This window comes from Robertmurraya korlensis (assembly GCF_023715225.1).
Taxonomy (GTDB): domain Bacteria; phylum Bacillota; class Bacilli; order Bacillales; family Cytobacillaceae; genus Robertmurraya_A.
The window spans coordinates 161,249-184,468 of the sequence record NZ_JAMBNS010000005.1; the positions used below are offsets into that span (position 1 = coordinate 161,249).

A 23,220-nucleotide genomic window follows, 5' to 3' on the forward strand; every position below is an offset into this window, starting at 1 on the left:
CTATGGAATTTATCATGTTTGCCCTACTTGCCGTATTTATTGGCATGAGACATGGAATCGACGGCGACCATGTAGCAGCGATTGCTGACATGGTTGGAAGTGAGCAGCGAAAGAAGAAACAACTTACTCTTGGTGTGATGTATGCGATAGGCCACGGAATGATTGTCATGGTTATTGGAGTGTTATTTATTTATATTGGTCTACAACTTCCAGAAGCAACAAAGCAAGTACTAGAAATGCTCGTGAGCTTCACCCTTATTTTGCTCGGAGTGTTTATTATTTGGTCTATTTTTCAACAGAAGAAAGATTACGAGTATAAAAGTCGACTACGAATTGTCGTTGAGTTCTTCCATAACCTTACTAGTAAGGTAACATCCAGTACAAAATCGAACCCACTATCGCCTACGAAACTCGGTGCTATAGGAGCATTTATTATTGGTATTCTTCACGGCATTGGTGTAGAAAGCCCGACGCAAATTGCGATCATTTCTAATGCGATGGGACTTGATAATATTACCGTCGCCCTCATTCAACTGACATTATTCGTTATTGGATTACTCGTCGCTACAATCGGAATGACATTCTGTTTATCATGGGGATTTATGAAAGCTAGAGTGAAAGATAGGCTATTTTTACTATTAGGCACCGTAACTGGAACTTATAGCTTAGGACTCGGAATTTTTATGATGGTGGAACTAGTGAAAGGAGGAGCGTAATTGAAAGGAAAGCTGTTAGTCATAGGTTTTGGTCCCGGAAGTGAGGAGCATATTACGGACCGGGCAAAAAAAGCTCTTCAAGAAAGTGATATGATCATCGGTTACAAAACGTATGTAGACCTGATTGAAGGATTACTCGACGGACAAGAAATCATCAGCACAGGGATGACAGAAGAAGTAAGTCGAGCTCAAGAGGCAGTGAGGCAGGCCGAACTCGGAAAAAAAGTGGCAGTGATTTCTAGTGGTGATGCGGGTGTGTACGGAATGGCTGGCCTAATGTATGAAGTGTTGGTGGAAAAAGGCTGGAAACAAGATACGGGTGTTGAAGTTGAAGTGGTGCCAGGAATTTCAGCCATAAATTCATGCGCGTCGCTATTAGGTGCCCCAGTTATGCATGATGCTTGTACGATAAGCCTGAGTGATCATCTGACACCTTGGAGCTTGATTGAACAACGAATTGAAGCAGCTGCTCAATCGGATTTTGTGATTGCTTTGTACAACCCAATGAGTGGGAGAAGAACCCGACAAATTGTTGAGGCACAACGGATCCTATTGAAATATCGCTCTCCGGAGACACCGGTTGGACTTGTAAAAAGTGCCTATCGAGATCGTCAAAGCATTACGCGAACCACATTAGAAGATATGCTAAATCACGAAATCGGCATGTTAACAACCGTGCTGATTGGAAACTCGTCGACGTTCTATTACGACGACTTGATGATTACCCCAAGAGGTTACCAGCGAAAGTATACTTTGAGTCAAAAGGAACAACCCCTGAAACCACATCAACGATTGAAAAAGGAAGCAGAGCCTTGGGCGTTAGAGCAGGAAGTAAGCATTTCTTCAAGAGAAATTGCGGATGAAGCCTTACAACTGATATTAAGCGAAAGCAATCAACAAAAACCGTACATCCAACAACCCATTCAATCAATCTTTGAAGTGTCTGTTAGTCCGGGTGTTGCAAACAAAAAATTCACACCGAAGCAAATGATCACACTAGCTGAGATGGTTGGTGAACACGGAAGCATGGAGTATACACCAGACCATCATATTAAGCTTCAAGTTCAAACCGCTAATCCAGATCGTGTGATAAGTGAGCTAGAAGAGGTTGGTTTTCTGCTCGCCCCTGTTGGCGATGTGTTAACACTGAAGGCCTGTGATTTTTGTGAAGGTGAAAAGAAGGATAGCATTCCTTATGCAGAATCATTACAGGCAACACTTGGTGGAATGGAGCTGCCCAAAGAACTAAAAATCGGATTTAACGGTTGTGGAATGGCGTGCTTTGGCGCGGTTCGTGAAGATATTGGCATTGTATTTAGAAAAGGTGCCTTTGATTTATTTCTAGGAGGAAAAACCATCGGAAGAAACGCACACTCTGGACAAATTGTCGCAGAAGGGATTGCTGCGGACGAAATCGTTGCACTTGTAGAGAGAATCGTACAAGAGTATAAGCAAAAAGGACATCCGAACGAACGGTTCCATAAATTCTTTAAGCGGGTGAAGAACGTGTCCGGCTTTGAATTTCAAGACATTTCACCTTTGTTAAAAATAGAGCCCGCACCTTGTGGAGATTAAGGGTTTCTATTTATTTACATTTGAAGGTTATCAGAGAGTGGATTATCTGATGTAACGGTCTTCATTATGTTGATGAAGACCGTTACGAAGCGAATGTTCAGAGGAAACAACCTTCATATGGCTTATGAAGGTCGTTACAAAGCAAAACTACCGAGCTAACGCCCTTCATCAAACTTATGACGGACATTATAAAGCAAATCAACCGATCAAACGCCCTTCATCCAACCCATGAAGTACATTACATGGATTTTATATCAATCTAACGCGCTTTTTTAATATGAACAGATTGCCAAAAGGCAGCCACAAAAACATTTAAGGAGGATAATACATGAAAGCTATCTTATTCGTCGGCCACGGGAGCAGAGACCACGAGGGCAATGACCAAGTCCGTGAGTTTATCAACAATCTTAGAGCATATATAGATGCATCAATCCTTGTAGAAACCTGTTTTCTAGAATTCGAGAGACCAACCGTTGGACAAGGTATTGATTTATGTGTGGAAAAAGACGCTATAGAAATTGCGGTAATCCCGATCATGCTTCTTCAAGCGGGTCATTCTAAAATTCATATTCCAGGAGCGATTGATGAAGCAAAGGCGAAATATCCTCATATTTCATTCACATATGGACGACCGATTGGGATTCATGAAGAAGCTTTAGAGATCTTACAAACGAGATTAATAGAAGCAGGAGAAGATCTGGACTCTCCAGGTGAAGATACGTCGATTCTTCTCCTAGGTCGCGGCGGTAGCGATCCGGATGCCAATAGTGATTTATACAAGATTGGCAGACTTCTATGGGAGAAAACAAAGTATACAATTGTTGAGCCCGCCTTTATGGGTGTCACTGACCCTCTAGTACAAGCAGGAATTGAACGATGTATCAAGCTTGGAGCAAAGAAAGTAATCATTTTACCTTATTTCCTTTTTACAGGTATTTTAATTAAGCGCCTAGAAGAACTAGTTTTAGAGTTTCAAAAAAGCTTCCCTGGTATTGAATTCCAACTTGCTAACTATTTTGGTTTTCACCCTAAGCTACAAACCATTCTACTAAATCGAGCAGAAGAAGCGCTTCAAGGGGAAGTGAAAATGAATTGTGACACATGCCAATATCGTGTAAATGCGATGGAGTTTATCGGCCATCATCACCATCACGACCATGATCACGATCATCATCACGACCATCACCATGAGCACCATCACCATACCCACCATGACGAAAAGGCAGGGAGCGCCAAGTGATTTTCATGTTAGCTGGAACAAGTGACGCAAGGGCATTAGCTATCGAAATAAAGACTGAAGGTCATAAGCTACTTACAACAGTCGTAACTGATAACGCCGCAATTGAAATGAACAAGTTAAACATTCCTGTCCATATTGGTCGATTATCAGCTGATGAAATGATCCATCTTATTGAGTCAAAGGGAGCTACCACAGTTATCGACGCGAGCCATCCATTTGCTGAGGAAGCGTCCAAAAATGCCATTCTAGCAGCCAAACATTTACGGCTCCCGTATATTCGTTACGAACGAGCATCACAAACATTTCATTACGAAAAATTAACAGTAGTCTCATCCTACAAAGAAGCAGCCCAACTTGCCGCTACCAAACAAGGCGTCATTATGCTAACAACGGGGAGTAAAACATTACAAGTGTTTACCGAGGTATTACTGGACAAGCCTGATATCCGACTTGTAGCTCGAATGCTCCCACGTTTAGACAATATGGAAAAATGTGAGCAACTTGGATTTCCACAAAAAAACATCATCGCTATTCAAGGACCCTTCACTAAGGAGTTTGACCAAGCGCTTTATAAGCAATATGAAGTCAACGTCATAGTTACAAAAGAAAGTGGTAAAGTCGGCTCGGTTGACGAAAAAGTGGAGGCAGCCAAGGAATTAGGTATCGAGATCATTATGATAGCCAGACCAAACATGGACTATGGTATAAGCTATTCAGAGTTCTCCCCCATACTAAAAGCATTAAAAGGAGAGGAATCAAATGGATTTTAAAACAGAATTTAAACCATTAACCGTTCAACCAGAGGAAATTGAAGGAATTAGTTTTCAAATGATTGATGATGAGGTCGGAGAGCATCAATATTCTCCTGAACAATACAGGGTCGTTCAACGAGTGATTCATGCTTCAGCCGATTTTGAACTCGGAAAAAGTCTCTTATTTCATCCCCAAGCCATGGAAGCAGGAATCCAAGCTATTCGCAGTGGAAAAAAAGTCGTTGCTGACGTTCAAATGGTGCAATCAGGTGTGAATAAAACCAGAATTGAAAAGTTTGGCGGAGAGGTAAATGTATACATATCCGATCCTGACGTTATGACAGAAGCGAAACGATTAAACACAACAAGAGCAATTATTGCAACAAGAAAAGCGATTAAAGAAGCAGAAGGTGGCATTTTTGCTATTGGCAATGCACCAACTGCCTTATTAGAGCTGATTCGCTTGATTAAAGACGAGGATGCAAAGCCCGGTCTTATTATAGGATTACCGGTTGGATTTGTTTCTGCCGCCGAATCAAAGGAAGAACTCGCGAAGCTAGATGTACCGTTTATCACGAACATCGGCAGAAAGGGCGGTAGTACGGTGACGGTTGCTGCATTGAATGCTATTTCCATTCTTGCTGATCAGGTATAAAACGATGGTCGAGCAAGTCAAAGAGGAGAAAAAGCTAAGGCAGGGCTACACAACTGGAGCTTGTGCGACTGCCGCGACGAAAGCGGCACTCATCGCATTAATTACCGGGGAGGATCAGACAGAGTCAACGATTTTTCTCCCAGTGGGACGCTTTGTGACCTTCGCTATTGAGAGTTGTCAGGCTTCCGTTACCATAGCAGAAGCTTCTGTCATTAAAGATGGAGGAGACGATCCAGATGCTACCCATGAAGCGGAAATCATCTCTACTGTTACATGGTCGAAAGAATCCGGAATTACTCTCGATGGAGGGATTGGGGTCGGTAGGGTGACGAAACCTGGTCTCCCTGTTTCGGTTGGGGAGGCAGCCATTAATCCTGTTCCTCGAAAAATGATTCTCGGTGTTGCACAAGAAGTGTTACAGGCTTTCAAAGTAGAAAAAGGAATCAAGATTGTCATAAGCGTGCCAGCTGGTGAAGAGATTGCCAAAAAGACCTTAAATGGCCGATTAGGTATTCTTGGTGGGATCTCCATATTAGGAACGAGAGGAATTGTAGTTCCCTTTTCTACGTCTGCCTATAAAGCAAGCATTGTCCAAGCGATTAGTGTGGCTCGTGCAAGTGGTTGCGAGCAAATCGTTATTACTACCGGTGGTCGAAGTGAAAAATATGCGATGAAACTGTATCCTCATTTACCAGAAGAAGCCTTTGTTGAAATGGGAGACTTCGTTGGATTTTCTTTAAAACAATGCAAAAAGCAAGGTGTGAAGAAGGTTTCGATGGTGGGAATGATGGGCAAGTTTTCAAAGGTAGCACAAGGTGTCATGATGGTTCACTCCAAAAGTGCACCGATTGATTTTGGATTTTTAGCAGAAATGGCAGCGCGAGCTGGAGCGCACGAGGAACTGTTGAATGATATTAAGGGAGCAAATACAGCGTCACAGGTTGGAGATATGATGTCCGAGTCAGGATATCATCAGTTCTTCGATTTGCTATGTGAGTCCTGCTGTAGTGAGGCCTTAAAAGAAGTGAATGGTGGTTTGGAAGTGGATACAACCATCTATACATTAAAAGGAGAATTATTAGGAAAGGCGGTGCGACAAGGATGAAATCTATTAAAATGATTGGAATTGGTGATGACGGGAAGAAAAGCCTTCTTCCTCAATATGAAGATTGGATTTATGAAAGCGAGTTATTAGTAGGAGGACACCGGCAGTTAGCTTATTTTCCAGACTACACAGGCGAAACCCTTCCCATTGAAGGTGAACTAACTAGCTTAGTAGAAAAAATTCAAACCGAGACTAAAAGTATTGTTATTCTAGCGTCCGGAGATCCACTATTCTTTGGAATCGGAAGCTATCTTTCTAGTAAGCTAAATTTAGAAATTTTTCCTTATTTAAGCTCGATCCAGCTAGCTTTTGCAAAAATGGGTGAACGCTGGCAAGATGCACATGTAGAAAGTGTTCACGGAAGAAGTATGATAGGGTTAGCGCAGCGCATAGATGGAAAGCCGAAGGTCGCGATTCTAACGGATTCTGAAAACTCCCCAAACAAAATTGCCGATTATCTTCTGTCCTTTGGAATGACCGAGTATGAAGCATTTGTTGGAGAAAATTTAGGGGGAGATCAAGAAAGAGTCGGCTGGTATCAACTTGAAGAAATGAGAAACATCGAGTTCTCTTCTTTAAATGTTGTTATTTTGAAAAAGGTAAAGACTGGTCCGACATGGCCGATTGGAATTGAGGATCATGAATTTATTCAAAGAAAGCCGGATAAAGGGCTCATTACAAAAAAAGAAGTTCGCGTGTTAAGCGTTAGTGCTCTTCAACTCCAAAGAAACAGTGTCGTTTGGGACATTGGGACCTGTACCGGTTCAGTTGCAATTGAAGCTGGAAAAATTGCTCGGGATGGGCAAATTTTTGCTATTGAAAAAAACGAAGCGGATCTGGAAAATTGCAAACAAAACCTAGCGAAATTCCGTGTTGATGCCACCGTTGTTCATGGGAAAGCTCCCGAAAAATTAGATCAGTTCCCCTCTCCAGATGCCGTGTTTATCGGCGGAACAGCAGGTGGGATGGAGGAAATCCTAGGGCTTTGCTGTGAAAGGCTTAATCACAACGGTCGCATTGTTCTAAACGCGGTTACGATTGAAAACTTAGCGGAAGCCATGGCTGTTTTTAAAAAGAATCACTTCACAACAGAGGTAACGCTAGCACAAATTTCAAGAAGCAAGCCTATTTTAAATTTGACTCGCTTTGATGCGTTAAATCCCATTTATATTATTACGGCCAAAAGAGAGGACGGAGAAGAAACATGCTAGGAACTTTATACGGATTGGGCGTCGGTCCCGGAGATCCAGAGCTCATCACAGTAAAAGCCTTTCGACGCTTAAAAGAGTCACCTGTGATTGCTTACCCGAAAAAACAAAGAGGAAGTAAAAGCTATGCTCATAAAATCATTGATGTGTACTTTCAACCAGAAGAAAAGGAAATGCTCGGTCTTGTGTTTCCTATGACAAAGGATCCAGCTATTTTAGAGAAAAAATGGACAGAAACGGTTGAACAAGTATGGGACAAGGTGCAACAAGGTAAAGACGTGGCATTCGTCACAGAAGGAGACCCACTTTTATACAGCACCTTCATTCATATGATGCGATTAATGCAAGAAAAACACCCCGAAGTCCCGATTGAAGTGGTGCCAGGAATCTCTTCGTTTAATGGAGCCGCCTCCCGACTAGGAATTGCTTTAGCAGACGGAGACGAACATATTGCCATTATTCCTGCAAGAGATGATTATGAAACGATGAAAAAAGTGATCCTAGAAAATGATTGTGTCATTTTTATAAAAGTCGCCAAAGTCATCGATGTGATGCTACATGTTCTTCGCGATTTGGATTTATTACATAAAGCATCCGTTGTTACAAAGGTAACGTCTGATGAGGAAATTATTTGGAATGCAGCCGAGCTCGATGGTGCTGAGCTTGAATACTTAACATTAATGGTGGTGAGGAAATGAAGCTATACATCATTGGTGCCGGACCAGGAGATCCTGACCTAATTACCGTAAAAGGGCTAAAGCTTTTACAAGAAGCTGATGTGGTTCTATATGCCGATTCCCTAGTGAATGAGGAGCTAATTAATCGATCAAAACCATCGGCTGAAGTGATGAAGACAGCAGGCATGCATCTCAATGAAATGGTGGATATCATGGTGGATCGAATTCGCGCAGGACAAAAGGTTGTTCGCGTCCACACAGGAGATCCGGCTGTATACGGAGCGATTATGGAACAAATGACTCTATTAAAAAAAGCAGGAATTGAAGTAGAGATTGTTCCTGGAGTCAGCTCGGTGTTTGCTGCCGCTGCAGCTGCGCAAGCCGAGTTAACGATACCCGATTTAACACAAACCGTTATCTTAACAAGAGCCGAAGGGAGAACGCCAGTTCCCGATTTTGAAAAGCTTCGCGATCTGGCGAGTCATCATTGCACAGTTGCTCTTTTTTTAAGCGCCACGTTAACCAAGAAAGTAATGAAGGAATTTATCGATGCAGGCTGGAGTAAGGATACCCCGGTGATTGTCGTTTACAAAGCGTCATGGCCAGATGAACAAATTGTCCGTACTACGGTTGAGCAATTAGATAATGATATGAGAAAACATGGAATTCGAAAACAGGCCATGATTTTAGCTGGCTGGGCATTAGACGAAAATATTCATGATAAAAACTACCGTTCAAAGCTTTATGATCAAAGCTTCACACATGGCTTCCGACGCGGGGTGAGGCCGTGACGATTGCTTTAGAAGAAGGAAAAATAGCTTCTGTTAATCAAACCGGAGACTACGCGATTGTTGCGATTACGAAACACGGAGTCGAGATTGCTAGAAAACTAGCACCATCTCTTCAGAATGCTGATTTGTACTATATGAGTAAATTTGAAAAGGGAGATGAGCAAGAACGCGGAGTTCAGATGTTTTCGGGCAGTGTTCGACTTTTGTTTCCTTCTCTATTCAAAGTGTATAAAGGACTAATTATTATCGTTTCCCTAGGGGCGGTTGTTCGTATGATAGCACCCCTTTTAGTAGACAAAAAGGTGGATCCTGCTGTGGTTGTCATTGATGATAAGGCGGAGCATGTCATCAGTGTTTTGTCTGGTCATTTAGGCGGAGCAAATGAGTTAACAAAGGAAGTAGCCGCGATTTTAGATGCTCGTCCGGTGATTACGACTGCTTCTGATGTACAAAAAACCATACCCGTCGATTTGTTCGGAAAAAGATTTGGATGGGTGTGGGAATCGGCTGAAAAGTTAACACCCGTGAGTGCATCAGTGGTAAATGAGGAGATGGTTGCCGTAGTGCAGGAATCAGGTGAAAGAGGTTGGTGGACGTATGACCACCCACTTCCTGAAAATATAAAACCGTATTCTAGTATTACGGAAGCATTAGGAAGGAAGCCTCAGGCAGCACTTGTCATCACACACCGAATGCTAGAAAGTGAAGAACAATCCATCTTAGAAAATGGAGTGCTGTATCGCCCTAAGGTTATTGCTTTAGGAATTGGCTGTAATCGAGGAACTTCAAAGGAAGAAATCGAGAAGGTGATCCAAGAAACATTAGCGGAGCTTCGATTTTCAATAAAAAGTGTAAAAGCTATCTGCTCGATTGATTTAAAGAGAGATGAACAAGGATTAATCGATGTTGCAAATCATTACGGATGGGAATTTGTGACGTATTCTGCAAATCAATTGAACAATGTACCTATCGTAAATCCATCAGATACCGTCTATAAGTTTACGGGAGCATACGGAGTGAGCGAGCCAGCTTGCTTGTTATACTCTGGAGCGAACCAACCTATACTCGAAAAGAAAAAATCAGGCAATGTTACCATTTCCGTTGCATTGCTTCACTATTAATAGAAAAGAGGACATATCATGTCTAATAGAAGAATAGTCATTGCCGGAACAGGGAGTGGTGTCGGAAAAACGACGCTAACGATCGGCCTTATGGCAGCTTTTAAGAAAAAAGGTCTAATCGTACAAGGGTTTAAATGTGGACCCGATTACATCGACCCAACCTATCATACGGCAGTTACGGGTAGACCTTCAAGAAATCTCGATAGCTGGATGCTCAATCACGAGCTAGTAAAAGAAATCGCTGTTCGTGGCAGCGAAGGAGCTGATATCTCGATTATCGAGGGAGTGATGGGATTTTACGACGGAAAAAATCCAACTTCGAATGATGGTACAACTGCAGAAATAAGCGTGATTACCAAAAGTCCTGTTGTCTTAGTTGTTAACTGTGCTAGTATGGCTCGAAGTGCGGCAGCAATCGTAAAAGGATTTCAAGCCTTTAGTGACGATGTGAATATTGTGGGGATCATTGCCAATCGAGTAGGTAGTGAAGGACATTATCAACTAGTAAAAGCTGCAGTTGAGCAGGAATGCCAGATTCCTGTTGTTGGCTATTTGAAAAGAGCTGACGAGTTATCCATTCCTGAAAGACATCTCGGATTGGTTCCGTCGATTGAACGTGGTGAACTAGAACCGTTTTTTCAAAAACTAGGTGCTCTAGTTCTTGAGACCATTGATGTTGATAAGCTTTATGAGTTAGCACAAGCTCCTGACCTTGTGGTTCAAGAGCATCAGATTGGCAAGAACAAAGCCCAAAACGTCCGTATAGCTATTGCAAGAGATGCTGCTTTTAATTTTTATTATCAAGAAAACTTGGAGTTGCTCGAGTCTTATGGGGCAGAGCTAGTGGAGTTTTCCCCGTTAAAAGGAGAATCACTCCCACAACATGTGGACGGTCTTTACCTCGGAGGAGGATTCCCTGAGGAGTACGCGCGTGAGTTAGCTGAAATTGACGTGGTGAAGAAATCTATTAAACAAGCGATTGAAAACGGCCTGCCAACATTGGCCGAATGTGGGGGCTTTATGTATTTAACAGATGCGATAGAAACCACAGAAGGGGAAAGTTTTCCGATGGTTGGCTTGATTCCTGGAGTCGTTCAAATGCACAAAAAACTAGCTGCACTTGGTTATAGGGAAATCACCGGAGAAGAAGGAAATAGGCTGTTTCAAGGAGATCTAGGAGCAAAGGGTCACGAGTTTCACTACTCAACTTTTCATCCGACCACCAAGTTACCTTCAGCTTATCAAACCAAAGGCATGCGTGGAACGAAAAAGGAAGGTTTCTTAACAAGAAATCTCGTTGCCGGCTACACCCATTTACATTTCGGATCCTGCCCGCAATTAGTCGAGAACTGGATATCGCTATGTATAGAGTACAAAGGGAGGTTCTAAAAAATGTCTCAACGTGGTTTAACTCTCGTCTATACCGGAAATGGAAAAGGCAAGACCACTGCTGCACTCGGTCTAGCTATTCGAGCGAAAGGCCGTGGAAAACGTGTCTTATTTTTTCAATTTATCAAGTCTCCATCCCGAACCTATGGGGAAAAAATCATGTTTGACCAAATTGGAATTGATATGCAGCAACTCGGAATCGGTTTTACATGGACAAAAACTCCAGAAGAACATCGAGAGGCGTTAAAAAAAGCATGGGCAATTACAAAGGACAAGGTATACAGTGGTGAATACGATGTTGTAATTCTAGACGAGCTAAATAACGCACTCGCTATCGATAAGTTCCCGATTGAGGATGTGCTTCCCATTGAAGAAGTAATCCAACTAATCAAACATCGTCCTGAAGCTATGCACCTCGTGATTACAGGACGCTCGGCTCGACAGGAAATTTTAGAGCTTGCCGATCTTGTTACCGACATGAAAGAGGTCAAGCATTATTATGAGGAAGGCATTCCTGCGGTAAAAGGAATCGAATTTTAAAAAGAAAGCTGACTAGTAGGAAGAGAAATTCAGCTTCCATACCAGTTAGCTTTTAATTTGTCTTTTAAGAACTTCACTTTCACCCGCATAAAACTAACTGGAAAATCTAAACAGTAAATTTACATCCCTTTTACAGAACATTAAAAATGGAAGGGTAAAGTTTTTTAATAGAGGGGAGTCTAGTAAACTACTCTCCTTCCTATTAAAAAACTGGGGGATGCATATGCAAAGGAAACAAAGAAACTCATTTCAAAAGTACTATAGCATAGTACTAAGCACTAGTTTGATTTTTACCAGTTTCATGACTTCAATTCCTTTTAACACTTATGCTAATGAAACTACGGTTTCAACAAGTAAAGGAACACTGGAAGAAAATGAAGCCTCGAACAGCACAGATGAAACCACACCAACAACATCTGAAAAATCCTTATCAACCGATCAAGAAACCACAGTTACAGAAACACCACAGAAAGAAATTAACTCTATTACAGAAGTTGAGTCAAATTCAACTTTAGAAGCAGCCGATGAAGATTATCAATCTTACCCACCTATCCTGATTACCGAGATATCACCAAATTCAAAAGGGACTGGAACCGATTATTTTGAGTTTATCGAAATCTATAATAATAGTAACCAACCTTTACCACTTACGAATTATTCATTCGTCTATCAGTACACAGATGGCAGTCGGACAGACCTTCCATTCCAAATTCCTGCTGTTACGGTTGAACCTCAGAAATCCATCGTTCTTTGGTTTAATAATGGAGGAAAGACGCTCGAGGAGTTTAATACAAATTTTGGTACAATCCTTCCGAGAGATTCAGTGGTTGAATTCAAAGATACGTTTCCTGGTTTTGCAAACGGAGGCAATCGAGCCATCACGATTCGTAACCAAGAGGGAAAGGACTTGATTACAGCTTCATACTTAGGAAGTGAAAACGATAATAACGGGAACGGTATTGCTTATAAATACCCTCTGTCTGGTTCTTTGATGGATAAGTACAGCGTTTTAGCATCCCCGACACCTGGTGTGATTGAATCTCAGCAGGTTCCTGACAAACCCGTTGAAATACCTGAAATTCCAACAGATAAAGAACCACCAAGTATTCAACACGAACCCGTACAAGTAGCAACCGAATTTTCACCAATAACAATAACAGCAGAAATTGCGGACGATTTGGCCTTACCAAATGCTACTCTCTTTTATAAAAATGAGACAATGGACAATTTTTCGAGTGTCTCTATGGTAAAAGAGGGAGAATCCAATCTGTTTACTGTTGACATACCCGAAATAGATGTATCTAGTCAAATGACCTATTACATAGAAGCATCAGATGGGGTAAACACGGTAAAATCCGAGGAATACCGAATCGAAGTCAAACTCACACCTGTAGATTACAACGGGGTACCACCATTTTTAATTACGGAAGTGTTACCAGACTCTACCAATGTTGGCACAGCAGATGGGTATGAATTTATCGAGATTTATAATAATTCATCAAGTCCTGTCAGTCTTAAAGATTACAAACTAAATTATCGCTATTATACAAATGATCCTGGATCTGATGTCGTCTGGGCCTCTGTACCTGATGACGTGATGATCCCTGCAAAGGAAACTCTAGTATTTTGGATCATTAACGAACAAAACGGTTCAAAAACGGTAGCCGATTTTAATCAACATTTTTCTACTAATTTAGTAGAAAACGAGGACATTGTTCGTATTTTCAGCAGTGGCATGGCAAATGGAAGCTTACGTGGACTCGTAATGGCAACCAATACAGGGAAGGAAATCGCCGTCGCCTATTATAATGATGAATCCAATGTGGATGATACGTATGCAGACAAAGGAATTCAATATAAATACCCAACCGATAAGAGCACGAAAATGCAAAAAATAACGATTGAAGCAGCCACTCCAGGGAGTGTAAGGGCCATTCAAGTTCCAACATCCGAACGTGAATACCCAGTTGATTCAAGCAATCCGGTAATTGAAAACCTAACAGCTGTAACAACGGTTAGTCAAAAAGAAGATATCGAAGTCATTGCAAAAGCAACGGATGATAAAGAAGTAAAAACGGTAAAGATTTTTTATAAAATTTCAGGTCAAGAGCAGTTTACTGAAGCCATTGTGAAGGAGAATTACGATGATAGCTTCTTTCACCATACGATTTACTCTCCAGACCTTATCGGAAAAGAGTATGTAGACTATTACTTATTTGCATCCGATGGCATCAATGATGTAACTAGTGAGACACATCGCGTACAGATCACCAATGATTTGGACCAATCTAGTTTACGCTTAAATATAAAAGATGGCGATATTCTAGCTGGAGAACAAGTGTTAAAAGCAACTTCCGCGACTGATGGTCCTGAAAACGTCAAGTTTGCGATCGACGAGACCGAAGTAACAACGGATCTGTATTCCTCTTTGGAACATACAGCGTATCTCGCATTTGAAGCAAATGGATTAAACACCTACTTCCAAAATGCGGTTACGATGGGTGAGGAAATTTTATTTTTGATGGATAAAGACTGGTTATCAGCTTGGAAAACATTCTCTGTACCAATCGCTGCCGACCGATTACAAGTGGGAGACAATATCTTAACGATTCGTTCAGGAAATAAAGCCTCACCGTTTAACTTAGAATCAGCAGAAAACAGGGATGATTATGATCTTCGTAATGTAAGGCTCGTTTTAGCTGATGGTACCGTGATTAAAGATTCTACCTACAGCGATCCTGCCCGTATTTTAAAAATGAATGATGCAAACCCATTCGTCGATTTCCACTTTCCAATTACGGAAGAGCACGCAAGATCAAAGTCTTATGTATGGAATACAACAACTGTGCCTGATGGCGAACATACGATTACGATAGCTGACCTCGATGAGGAAGTGAATGCGACGGTTATAGTAGATAATACCGCCCCTACGATCACAACGAATATGAAAGAAGGAAAAACCTACAAAGGAGCCTTCACGATTCAAGCGAAAGCAAAGGATGGTGGGGCAGGGGTCGAGTTAGTGGAAGCATTTTTAGACGATGAGCCTATCAAAATACCGTATGAGACAGCTTCATCAAAACTCATGCCAGGTGAGCATAAGCTCTCTATTATAGCAAAGGATTCAACAGGGAATTCCTCCACGATGATTGTCCATTTTTCAGTTGTCAATGAAAATCCCGCACTGCCAACGGACGTTTCATCGTTTGGAGCAACACCTGTAGAAGGAGACCCCTTACTTAAGGTAAAAGTGACAGATCCTACGAATGACAAAATGGATGTATCGTTCTACGAAGGGTTCCAATACGATATAGGTGATCACTCAAAAGTCAAAGGGTACTCAAACGTGGCCGATGTGGAGCCACCTAATGAACCCGCGCCTCAAGGTGAGGTTACATTTTCAGAAGACGAAATTTCGCTTGTAGCAGAGCTAGACGGAAAATATTTAACGAAAGATTCTAGCGAAGGTTTTCCATATCACCGATTTGATGTGACCGTCGATGAAAAAGTGGATGCGAATGATGTGGTTGAACTATTTTGGACAGGAAATTCTCTACCTGGGAGAAAGGTATCTATGTACGCATGGAGCCACGCTACGAACAAATGGGAGCTCATCGACTATAAAATTGCTGAAGAGAGCGATTTTACCTTAAAAGGAAATGTTAAAGTGGATGAATTTGTTCACCAACAGAAAATAAATGTACTTGTTCAGGACGAGATTCCTGCTAACCCAAGCGATTATGACTATACCTTTGTTTGGATGTCGGATACGCAATATTACTCGGAGAGCTTTCCGCATATTTATGAGCAACAAACGAAATGGATTGCTGAGCATCAAGACGATATGAAAATCAAATATGTCTTCCACACGGGAGATCTTGTGAACATTTCAACCGATATGACCCAGTGGAGTCGTGCAAATGAGTATATGAAGGTGCTTGATGACTACAACGTCCCGTATGGGGTACTAGCTGGAAATCACGACGTAGACCAGGTTTCGACCGATTACACCAATTATTATCAAAACTTTGGTGAGAACCGTTTTAAAAATCAACCGTATTATGGTGGTTCGTATTTGAATAATCGGGGCCATTATGACCTCATCTCTGTCGGTGGCAATGATTATATTATGGTTTATCTAGGTTGGGGCGTAACAGATGAGGGCATCCGATGGGTTAATGATGTGTTAAAGGCACATCCGGACCGGAAAGCAATCCTAAGTTTTCATGAATACCTTTTAGCTACGGGAACCCGTCATCCACTCGGAGAAAAACTTTTCAATGAAATCGTGGTACCGAATAAAAACGTCATGGCGGTATTAAGTGGACATTATCATGAAGCACAAACATTAATTGATGAAATTGATGACAATGGCGATGGCGCTCCTGACCGAAAAGTATATCAAATGTTAGCTGACTACCAAGCTGGCCCTGAAGGTGGGCAAGGCTACATGAGGTTGTTACACTTTGATGTTGATCAAAATCGGGTGTTCGTGAATACGTACTCTCCTTATTTAGATGATTACAATTTTTATAATACAGATACGTATGGAAATAAGGACGAGTTTGTAATGGATCTAGATCTAACCGCTGCGGATAAACGAGTGGCAACCGATTATTTCTCCGTTAATATTTATACAGACAACACCATCGGAGAAGATCGAAAGGTAAAAAGTGGCGAAATAGCCGAAACAACTTGGAAGGGACTAGAGGAAAATCAAACGTATTCTTGGTACACAGTTGCCTCTGACAGATATACTGGGATAACCATTTCACCTATCTGGACCTTTGTTAAAGGTAAGTCAAAGAGCAATGATGAAAAAGATAAGGGACAAGGAAATGGAAGACCGTTAAAATAATCCACAAGGTACGGACCAAGAATAATTATTAGTAAAAAAGAGGAAGGGCAGAAAGTATATTTTCTGCCCTAAATTCATTAGTAGCCAACCTCAACAGCCGCTACAACTATGTACATCAAATCGTTTTTATCTTCTTTATCAGGAAGAACGATTCCGCTTGTTGTAAGCATTCCGCCGTCCTGAACTTGAACGGACACCTCACCGTACGGAAGAACTGCCTTCACCGCTTCAATATCTAGCAACTCTTTATCTCCAGGAACCGCCAATTTTACATTCACCTTCATATTTTCCAGCTTGTTTCCCGGAAGGACCGTGCGAATGCCAGGCATTGAGTTAAAATGAATTGCATTTTGCACCGCGCGAATCGCTGCTTTCGTCACGTTTTGCCCGTGAACATCAATCCCCATTCCTGTTTCAATAAACATAATTTGATCCATAAATTTCCCTGCCTTCTTCATTTTTCTCCATCTAAGGATAACGCAAATTAGTAGTTTTACCAACTAAAATGGGTAGTCTAGGTTTCATAAATTAGAAACATTTGGTTAATTTAATAAAATAAAGCAGTTCAAAGTTAACCAAACTAACAAAACGAGTTGATCAAATGAAAAAAAGCGTTCTTTTAATAATTATCATCGCCATAACGAATTTAACTACTTGCAGCTCTTATGCTGAAAACAACAATGGGATTCGAACCATTCCCACAAAAAAGTCAGCCTATAACGGTGTGCATCTTCTAGCAAATATTGTGTACGCGAAGACTGAGGTCAAACCTTTACATATGCACATCTTGCTACCAAAACAAAAGTCAAGACCTCGTCCATTAATTGTGTTTATAAAGGGAGGGGGCTGGGGATTTCATCATCCTCAAAAGACCTTCGAGTTCATTCCACAATTAGTGATGTTCGCCAAAAACGGCTATGTGGTGGCAAGCATCGAGCATCGAACAAGTCATGAAGGGAAGTTTCCAACCCAGCTATACGATGTAAAAAACGCCATTCGGTACTTACGGGCGCACGCAACTCAATACAACATCAACCCCAATCGAATCGGTGTATGGGGTAACTCCTCCGGTGGACACCTAGCTGCATTACTAGGAACCACAGGAGAAATCCGTGAACTAGATGGCGATGGTGAATACTCAAATGAGTCGAGCTCCGTGCAGGCTGTAGTCGATTGGTATGGACCGACAGATATGTTACAGATGAGTAAATATCCTGCTGATGTTGATTTTGACTCACCGGACTCACCAGAATCGGTGCTTATTGGAGGAGCTCTTCAAGAAAACAAGGACAAAGTGAAACGCGCCAACCCCATCACTTATATAACCAAGGATGATCCACCATTTTTAATTATGCATGGAGACAAAGATCGAAGAGTTCCTTACAATCAAAGTGTCCTATTATTTGAAGCACTTAAAAAAGCAAACGTAGAAGCAACCATGGTTAAAATTAAAGGTGCAGGGCACGGAGGATTTTCCCAACCGGAAATATTAAAAACCGTTCAGCAATTTTTTGATAACCATTTAAAAAGGTGAGCCATCAGGTTCACCTTTTCGAATTCTACCTACTTTGTTACATAAATGGTAACAAAATCGTCATATTTATCCTTTTAAATGAGAGAATACAAAAAATTTACGAGAATCGATAAGTTTAAAACAGTTAAAAAAATGCAACTGAAGCAGTCAAATAGGAAGAATGGAGGGAAAGGGAATGGTCAATCGTATATGGAGGGAAAAGCTGATTCCTTGGATGATTCCAATGACCATCCTTGGGTTATGGCAGATTCTTAGTATGAACGGGATGATTCCGGCTACCATTCTACCATCACCGATCGAGGTGATTCAATCTGGCGAGGAGCTTACCGCATCAGGCGAATTAATTAACCACATCTCTATTAGTCTAGGTCGTGCCTTAACTGGATTTCTGATCGGTGGGTTATTAGGTTTTTTATTCGGGTTATTTAATGGATTATTTAAACCTTTGGATTTACTATTGGATACTTCCATACAAATGCTTAGAAATATTCCGCATTTAGCGTTACTTCCACTCGTTATCCTTTGGTTCGGAATTGATGAAGTGTCCAAGGTGTTTCTCGTCGCATTAGGGGTTCTTTTTCCCATCTATATCAATACGTACCACGGAATCAAGTCTGTTGATAAAGGACTAATTGAAATGGGAAGAGCCTATGGTCTGAAAGAATATTCGTTATTCTTTCAGGTCATTTTACCAGGTGCGCTATCTTCCATTTTGGTTGGAATTCGCTACGCTTTAGGAATCATGTGGACGACCCTTATCGTGGCCGAGACAATCGGCGCCAATTCTGGAGTAGGCTATATGGCCATGAACGCGAGAGAATTTATGCAAATGGATGTGATTGTATTAAGCATTCTCATTTACTCCTTACTCGGAAAACTCTCCGATTGGATTGCAAAGCTCTTTGAAAAAAAATGGCTGATGTGGAAGCAATTATCCTAACAAAAGGAGGATGGTATCGAATGCACTTTAACCAAATATTACATGTGGATCATGTTCAAACATCATATAGCAACACCCCGGTATTAAAAGGAATTGATTTGTCTATTTTTCAAGGAGAGTTTGTCTCAATTGTTGGGAAAAGTGGCTGTGGAAAAAGTACGTTGCTTCGTATTATTGCTGGACTAGAGAATATTAATGAGGGTGAAGTGAAGGTGAATGGTGAAAGATTAACAACCATTAACGAAGATGCAAGAATGATGTTCCAAGATGGAAGATTGCTGCCTTGGAAGACACTTCTCCAAAATGTCGGTTTAGGCTTAACGGGTGATTGGAAACCGAAAGCTACGTATGTATTAAATAGTGTTGGTTTAAAAGATCTTGCAGACCATTATCCATCTTCCTTATCAGGGGGACAAAAGCAACGAGTAGCACTAGCTCGGGCCCTTGTTCATGAACCAAAGCTATTGCTGTTAGACGAGCCACTTGGAGCTCTTGACGCATTGACTCGAATGGACATGCAAAATCTGATTGAATCCGTCTGGAAAGAAAATCGACTCACCGCGATTTTAGTGACTCATGATGTCGAAGAAGCCGTTCTTCTATCCGACCGTGTAATTGTAATTGGAGAAGGGGAAGTAGTAATGAACAAAAATATTGATTTACCTAGGCCAAGAAGTCGATCCAATCCAACCTTCCATCACTATACCGAGGAAATTCTTGATGTAATTATGGAAGAAAACTGCGTCAAGAAAAGTGGTTACAAAATTGTTTAATGATTCTTTCATCATTTGTTCATAAATTGGTAATAATTTCTGGACATCCTACCTTCTGTAGTACAAAAAATAAGATGAAGGAGGAAAGAAATGGTGAAAAGAATCCGTCGAATATTTTTGGTTGTTCTGGTTTTTGGATTGCTTGGTTCTGTTCAAGCACTTGCTGCAACAGAGGAAAAGATGGAAGTGGAATTGAAAGAAGCACATGCTCATAAAGGACATTTCCACCACAGTCCGGAGTTTCTTGAGAAAAAAGCAAAAGAGTTAGGAATTTCTACCGAAGGAAAAGATTCTGAGACGATAGCGAAAGAAGTTCGTGAAGCCATGATTAAGAAAAAGGCGGAGGAGCTCGGCATCAATACAGAGGGAAAAGATTTTGACACCTTAGCGAAAGAAGTAAAAGAAACCTTTATTAAAAAACAAGCAGACGAGCTTGGAATCAAAACAGTAGGAAAAGATAGTGACACATTAGCAAAAGAAGTACGAGAAACCATCATAAAAACAGAGGCAAAGGAACTCGGCATTTCTACTGAGGGTAAAGAACTGAAAGAACTAGCCAAAGAAGTTCGTGAAGCCAGCATTAAAATAGAAGCAAAAGAATTGGGAATCTCTACAGAAAATAAGGATTTCCGTCAACTAGCTCATGAAGTTCGAGAAGCAAAAATTCTTCAGGCAGCTAAGAAATTAGGGATTTCTACCGAAAATAAAACGACGGAAGAACTTTTTGATGAAATGATGACCAATCATGAAGAGGAAGCAAAAAAGTTAAAGCTGTTTCCTTAGAGTCGAATGTGACTATTCTATTAGAGTAGTCACATTTTTTATGTTCCGAATAGTGGTACCACCACATACATTTCGTATAAACTAAAAAAAGATGGCGACCCCGTATCTTTTTATATCCGTTCTTCGTTTAAAGGATAGAGAGTGCTGAAGGAGTGATGGTTGTGCATAGTAAATTATGGCCGAATGAGACTGATGTTCAGGAACACCCTAGTCTTAGATGTGAGGAAGAAATCGAGGAACTGTATTCAAAGCTTCATCGATATTGCCAGTTCATTTCTCAAAATATATGGGATGGAGAGGATTTGGCTCAGGAATCATTCCTGAAGGCTTGGCTTCATTATAAGTATCAACCCCAAATATCTACCGCGCTTGTGAAAAAAATTGCTCATAATGAATGGATCGACACCATTAGGAAGCGAAGCAAAGAATCTCTTGAAGACATCCCTGAATTTTTCCAAAATGAGCCCGATCGAATGGTGAATCGATTGGAGGCCATCCAACAACTCATTCATCGATTAACGCCGAAACAAGCGGTCATGTTTGCCTTAAAAGAAGGCTTTCAATTCCAGATCTCGGAAATAGCGGAGCTTATGGATTCTTCTGAAGCAGCTGTAAAGGCGGCTATCTTTCGAGCAAAACAGCGGCTTGAAAAAAAGGACTCAGAAGAAAACAATCCTCTAATTGAAAAGTATTGGAATGAGGAAGATCGCCAACAAATCGAATTCATTCTTCATGAATCACTTAAGTCTCAAGATCCATCAATACTCATTCGTTCCATTCCGAACATTCGCTCTTTACGAAAAGATAGTAACCCGACTTGCACGATGAAATCATCACCTCTCTTCAATCGTCCTTCATGCACTGTCTATATGGCTGCATAATTTTATGCAAGTGAAACGAAGGAGGAAACAAACATGAGTTTAATTCCATATGTAATCGAACAATCAAACCGCGGGGAACGTTCGTATGATATCTATTCTAGATTATTAAAGGATCGGATCATAATGATCGGTGAGGAAATTAATGATGCCTTAGCCAACAACGTCGTGGCACAGTTATTATTTTTAGCAGCTGATAACCCAGAGAAAGACATTTCTATTTATATAAATAGCCCAGGCGGTTCCACTTCGGCAGGATTTGCGATATTTGATACAATGCAATACATTAAGCCAGATGTAAGAACGATCTGTACAGGTATGGCAGCTTCCTTTGGGGCGATGCTTTTACTTGCTGGAACAAAAGGGAAGAGGATGGCGCTCCCAAATAGTGAGATCATGATTCATCAACCTTTAGGGGGAGCCAGAGGGCAAGCAACAGAAATCGAAATCTCAGCCAAACGGATTATCAAACTTCGTGAACATATCAACGGGATTATTTCCGACCGCACAGGCCAGCCTGTGGAGAAGGTAGCACGGGATACAGACCGAGATTATTTTATGAGCGCAGAAGAAGCAAAGGAATATGGGATTATTGATGAAATCATTAAGTAGTAAAAAGAGGAGTAGCTTCTTATATAGGCTACTCCTCTTATGATACTAGCTTTAATCCAATCACAGACCCTAACACCATGGCTATAAATAACATACGTTTCCAATCGTTCGATTCACCATAAAACATAATCCCGATAATAGCACTACCTGCAGTTCCAATTCCTGTCCAAATCGCATACGCTGTTCCCATCGGAATGGTTTTCATCGCAAATGAGAGTAGAAAGAAACTCACTCCAAATCCAAGAACAACGAATGCTAGTGAGTACCAATTTCGCTTTAGGTTGAATTGATTGATCAAACTCACACCAACAATTTCAAACATTCCTGCTAATATTAAGGCAAACCAAGCCATTAGCTTTCCTCTCCTTCCAGAACTTTTTCTCCCGTAACGATCTTAAGCCCAATGATCCCTATTAACAAAATAAGAATCAGTAGCATTTTTTCTATTTTAAAGATGTCTCCAAAAAACAAGATATCTGCCAATACCGTGCCGACGGTTCCTAACCCGACAAAGACTGCGTACACCGTTCCAACAGGCAGGGCGCGGCTCGCGCGAAGCATCACATAGAAACTGATAGCAATCGAAACTCCTGTTCCTAACCATCCCCACACATCATCGGCATGCTTCAAGCCAATTACCCAAAACACCTCAAAAAAAGAAGCAATAAATACCATAAACCAATGCTTATTCATGTGAAATCCCTCCGAAAATTATTATTCCCACAAAATAAAAAAGCCCGAGAGATACTGAAAAATCAGTTACCTCCCGGGCTTTTATCCCTCCGTGACACAGCAAAAAACTGTGAGTTTCCTCTCGGTCCAGACCAACAAGCTGTTGCGGAACCCTAGAAAACATTTTCCATATATAACAGAATATATTATACACATATATGAAATTTATGCAAATAGATTACATATTTTATAGTTTTAATAAATAAGTATAATAGTAAGAACAATTCTCTACCACTTTTGTCGAAATATGATATAATTCTCGAGGGATAAATAAAAAGAGGTTCTAGCTACCCTCTCTAAAAAACTAAGGAAAACAGTACTGCTTTCTTAGTGGTACTGTT

21 protein-coding genes, 1 pseudogene and 2 riboswitches are annotated in these 23,220 nt (G+C 41.0%); of the genes and pseudogenes, 19 read left to right on the top strand and 3 right to left on the bottom strand.

All coding sequences use genetic code 11. The features are described from left to right. Positions 1-2 precede the first annotated feature (2 nt). The 13 genes from M3175_RS11250 (at position 3) to M3175_RS11310 (ending at position 16,627) form a co-directional block, all read left to right on the top strand. A complete protein-coding gene (locus M3175_RS11250; protein ID WP_251518953.1) occupies positions 3-716 on the top strand; it encodes a HoxN/HupN/NixA family nickel/cobalt transporter in 714 nt (237 codons plus the stop codon). Beyond that, positions 717-2,291: a precorrin-3B C(17)-methyltransferase gene (gene cobJ, locus M3175_RS11255; RefSeq protein ID WP_251518954.1), complete on the top strand. Its 1,575-nt coding sequence runs from the start codon at positions 717-719 to the stop codon at positions 2,289-2,291. Positions 2,292-2,619: 328 nt separating this feature from the next. Continuing rightward, entirely contained in the window at positions 2,620-3,531 is a 912-nt protein-coding gene (locus tag M3175_RS11260) for a sirohydrochlorin chelatase (protein WP_251518955.1), read from the top strand. Then, positions 3,528-4,301, top strand: coding sequence for a precorrin-6A reductase (gene cobK / locus M3175_RS11265; RefSeq protein WP_251518956.1), 774 nt, complete (start codon positions 3,528-3,530; stop codon positions 4,299-4,301). Before M3175_RS11260 ends, cobK begins: the two co-directional genes overlap by 4 nt. Then, positions 4,291-4,938, top strand: coding sequence for a precorrin-8X methylmutase (locus M3175_RS11270; protein ID WP_251518957.1), 648 nt, complete (start codon positions 4,291-4,293; stop codon positions 4,936-4,938). Before cobK ends, M3175_RS11270 begins: the two co-directional genes overlap by 11 nt. A 4-nt stretch (positions 4,939-4,942) precedes the next feature. Next, positions 4,943-6,043, top strand: a complete 1,101-nt coding sequence (locus M3175_RS11275; RefSeq protein ID WP_251519211.1) for a cobalt-precorrin-5B (C(1))-methyltransferase — start codon at positions 4,943-4,945, stop codon at positions 6,041-6,043. Next, positions 6,040-7,254 (top strand): precorrin-6y C5,15-methyltransferase (decarboxylating) subunit CbiE, encoded by a 1,215-nt coding sequence (gene cbiE, locus M3175_RS11280; protein WP_251518959.1) that lies wholly within the window; start codon positions 6,040-6,042, stop codon positions 7,252-7,254. The genes M3175_RS11275 and cbiE overlap by 4 nt, the downstream gene beginning before the upstream one ends. Further along, positions 7,248-7,949 (top strand): precorrin-2 C(20)-methyltransferase, encoded by a 702-nt coding sequence (gene cobI, locus M3175_RS11285; protein ID WP_251518961.1) that lies wholly within the window; start codon positions 7,248-7,250, stop codon positions 7,947-7,949. The genes cbiE and cobI overlap by 7 nt, the downstream gene beginning before the upstream one ends. Continuing rightward, positions 7,946-8,719: a precorrin-4 C(11)-methyltransferase gene (cobM, locus tag M3175_RS11290; protein ID WP_251518963.1), complete on the top strand. Its 774-nt coding sequence runs from the start codon at positions 7,946-7,948 to the stop codon at positions 8,717-8,719. Before cobI ends, cobM begins: the two co-directional genes overlap by 4 nt. Next, a complete protein-coding gene (locus M3175_RS11295) occupies positions 8,716-9,840 on the top strand; it encodes a cobalt-precorrin 5A hydrolase (RefSeq protein ID WP_251518965.1) in 1,125 nt (374 codons plus the stop codon). The genes cobM and M3175_RS11295 overlap by 4 nt, the downstream gene beginning before the upstream one ends. Before the next feature lie 18 nt (positions 9,841-9,858). Then, the gene (locus tag M3175_RS11300) at positions 9,859-11,229 is read left to right on the top strand and encodes a cobyrinic acid a,c-diamide synthase CobB (protein WP_251518967.1); all 1,371 of its coding nucleotides are present in this window, start codon (positions 9,859-9,861) and stop codon (positions 11,227-11,229) included. Positions 11,230-11,232: 3 nt separating this feature from the next. Further along, positions 11,233-11,769, top strand: coding sequence for a cob(I)yrinic acid a,c-diamide adenosyltransferase (cobO, locus tag M3175_RS11305; RefSeq protein WP_251518969.1), 537 nt, complete (start codon positions 11,233-11,235; stop codon positions 11,767-11,769). A gap of 301 nt (positions 11,770-12,070) precedes the next feature. Further along, a complete protein-coding gene (locus tag M3175_RS11310) occupies positions 12,071-16,627 on the top strand; it encodes a lamin tail domain-containing metallophosphoesterase family protein (protein ID WP_251518971.1) in 4,557 nt (1,518 codons plus the stop codon). A gap of 77 nt (positions 16,628-16,704) precedes the next feature. Here the strand turns inward: M3175_RS11310 and M3175_RS11315 are convergent, their stop codons facing one another. Next, positions 16,705-17,064, bottom strand: coding sequence for a Lin0512 family protein (locus tag M3175_RS11315; protein ID WP_251518974.1), 360 nt, complete (start codon positions 17,062-17,064; stop codon positions 16,705-16,707). A gap of 164 nt (positions 17,065-17,228) precedes the next feature. Here M3175_RS11315 and M3175_RS11320 point away from each other — a divergent pair, with 164 nt between their 5' ends. The 6 genes and pseudogenes from M3175_RS11320 to clpP all read left to right on the top strand — a co-directional run. Further along, entirely contained in the window at positions 17,229-18,161 is a 933-nt protein-coding gene (locus tag M3175_RS11320) for a prolyl oligopeptidase family serine peptidase (protein WP_251518975.1), read from the top strand. A 175-nt stretch (positions 18,162-18,336) separates the two neighbouring features. After that, positions 18,337-19,101: an ABC transporter permease subunit gene (locus tag M3175_RS11325; protein ID WP_251518976.1), complete on the top strand. Its 765-nt coding sequence runs from the start codon at positions 18,337-18,339 to the stop codon at positions 19,099-19,101. 20 nt (positions 19,102-19,121) lie between these two features. After that, a complete protein-coding gene (locus M3175_RS11330) occupies positions 19,122-19,874 on the top strand; it encodes an ABC transporter ATP-binding protein (protein ID WP_251518977.1) in 753 nt (250 codons plus the stop codon). Between the two features lie 90 nt (positions 19,875-19,964). Beyond that, complete coding sequence (locus M3175_RS11335) at positions 19,965-20,657, top strand: hypothetical protein (RefSeq protein ID WP_251518978.1); 693 nt, start codon at positions 19,965-19,967, stop codon at positions 20,655-20,657. Between the two features lie 161 nt (positions 20,658-20,818). Then, positions 20,819-21,538 carry a sigma-70 family RNA polymerase sigma factor gene (locus tag M3175_RS11340; protein WP_251518979.1) on the top strand — a complete coding sequence of 240 codons (720 nt, stop codon included), beginning with the start codon at positions 20,819-20,821 and terminating at the stop codon, positions 21,536-21,538. A 24-nt stretch (positions 21,539-21,562) separates the two neighbouring features. Beyond that, positions 21,563-22,147 (top strand): annotated as a pseudogene (gene clpP, locus M3175_RS11345) (ATP-dependent Clp endopeptidase proteolytic subunit ClpP); the annotation flags it as partial. 37 nt (positions 22,148-22,184) lie between these two features. On the opposite strand, the gene M3175_RS11350 reads toward clpP, so the two are convergent. Together M3175_RS11350 and M3175_RS11355 are read right to left on the bottom strand one after the other, a co-directional pair. Further along, on the bottom strand, positions 22,185-22,499 hold the full coding sequence (locus tag M3175_RS11350) for a DMT family transporter (RefSeq protein ID WP_251518981.1): 315 nt from the start codon (positions 22,497-22,499) through the stop codon (positions 22,185-22,187). After that, entirely contained in the window at positions 22,499-22,840 is a 342-nt protein-coding gene (locus tag M3175_RS11355) for a DMT family transporter (RefSeq protein WP_251518983.1), read from the bottom strand. The genes M3175_RS11350 and M3175_RS11355 overlap by 1 nt, the downstream gene beginning before the upstream one ends. A gap of 68 nt (positions 22,841-22,908) precedes the next feature. Further along, positions 22,909-23,007: riboswitch (guanidine-I (ykkC/yxkD leader) on the bottom strand. A 143-nt stretch (positions 23,008-23,150) separates the two neighbouring features. Next, positions 23,151-23,193: riboswitch (PreQ1 riboswitch) on the top strand. Positions 23,194-23,220 lie beyond the last annotated feature (27 nt).

Bases quoted from the DNA above. Each gene is read 5' to 3' on its own strand.
- M3175_RS11250 (WP_251518953.1), top strand. From the start codon at position 3: ATGGAATTTATCATGTTTGCCCTACTTGCCGTATTTATTGGCATGAGA.
- M3175_RS11260 (WP_251518955.1), top strand. From the start codon at position 2,620: ATGAAAGCTATCTTATTCGTCGGCCACGGGAGCAGAGACCACGAGGGC.
- M3175_RS11270 (WP_251518957.1), top strand. From the start codon at position 4,291: ATGGATTTTAAAACAGAATTTAAACCATTAACCGTTCAACCAGAGGAA.
- M3175_RS11275 (WP_251519211.1), top strand. From the start codon at position 4,943: ATGGTCGAGCAAGTCAAAGAGGAGAAAAAGCTAAGGCAGGGCTACACA.
- cbiE (WP_251518959.1), top strand. From the start codon at position 6,040: ATGAAATCTATTAAAATGATTGGAATTGGTGATGACGGGAAGAAAAGC.
- cobI (WP_251518961.1), top strand. From the start codon at position 7,248: ATGCTAGGAACTTTATACGGATTGGGCGTCGGTCCCGGAGATCCAGAG.
- cobM (WP_251518963.1), top strand. From the start codon at position 7,946: ATGAAGCTATACATCATTGGTGCCGGACCAGGAGATCCTGACCTAATT.
- M3175_RS11300 (WP_251518967.1), top strand. From the start codon at position 9,859: ATGTCTAATAGAAGAATAGTCATTGCCGGAACAGGGAGTGGTGTCGGA.
- cobO (WP_251518969.1), top strand. From the start codon at position 11,233: ATGTCTCAACGTGGTTTAACTCTCGTCTATACCGGAAATGGAAAAGGC.
- M3175_RS11310 (WP_251518971.1), top strand. From the start codon at position 12,071: ATGACTTCAATTCCTTTTAACACTTATGCTAATGAAACTACGGTTTCA.
- M3175_RS11315 (WP_251518974.1), bottom strand. From the start codon at position 17,064: ATGGATCAAATTATGTTTATTGAAACAGGAATGGGGATTGATGTTCAC.
- M3175_RS11320 (WP_251518975.1), top strand. From the start codon at position 17,229: ATGAAAAAAAGCGTTCTTTTAATAATTATCATCGCCATAACGAATTTA.
- M3175_RS11325 (WP_251518976.1), top strand. From the start codon at position 18,337: ATGGTCAATCGTATATGGAGGGAAAAGCTGATTCCTTGGATGATTCCA.
- M3175_RS11330 (WP_251518977.1), top strand. From the start codon at position 19,122: ATGCACTTTAACCAAATATTACATGTGGATCATGTTCAAACATCATAT.
- M3175_RS11335 (WP_251518978.1), top strand. From the start codon at position 19,965: ATGGTGAAAAGAATCCGTCGAATATTTTTGGTTGTTCTGGTTTTTGGA.
- M3175_RS11350 (WP_251518981.1), bottom strand. From the start codon at position 22,499: ATGGCTTGGTTTGCCTTAATATTAGCAGGAATGTTTGAAATTGTTGGT.
- M3175_RS11355 (WP_251518983.1), bottom strand. From the start codon at position 22,840: ATGAATAAGCATTGGTTTATGGTATTTATTGCTTCTTTTTTTGAGGTG.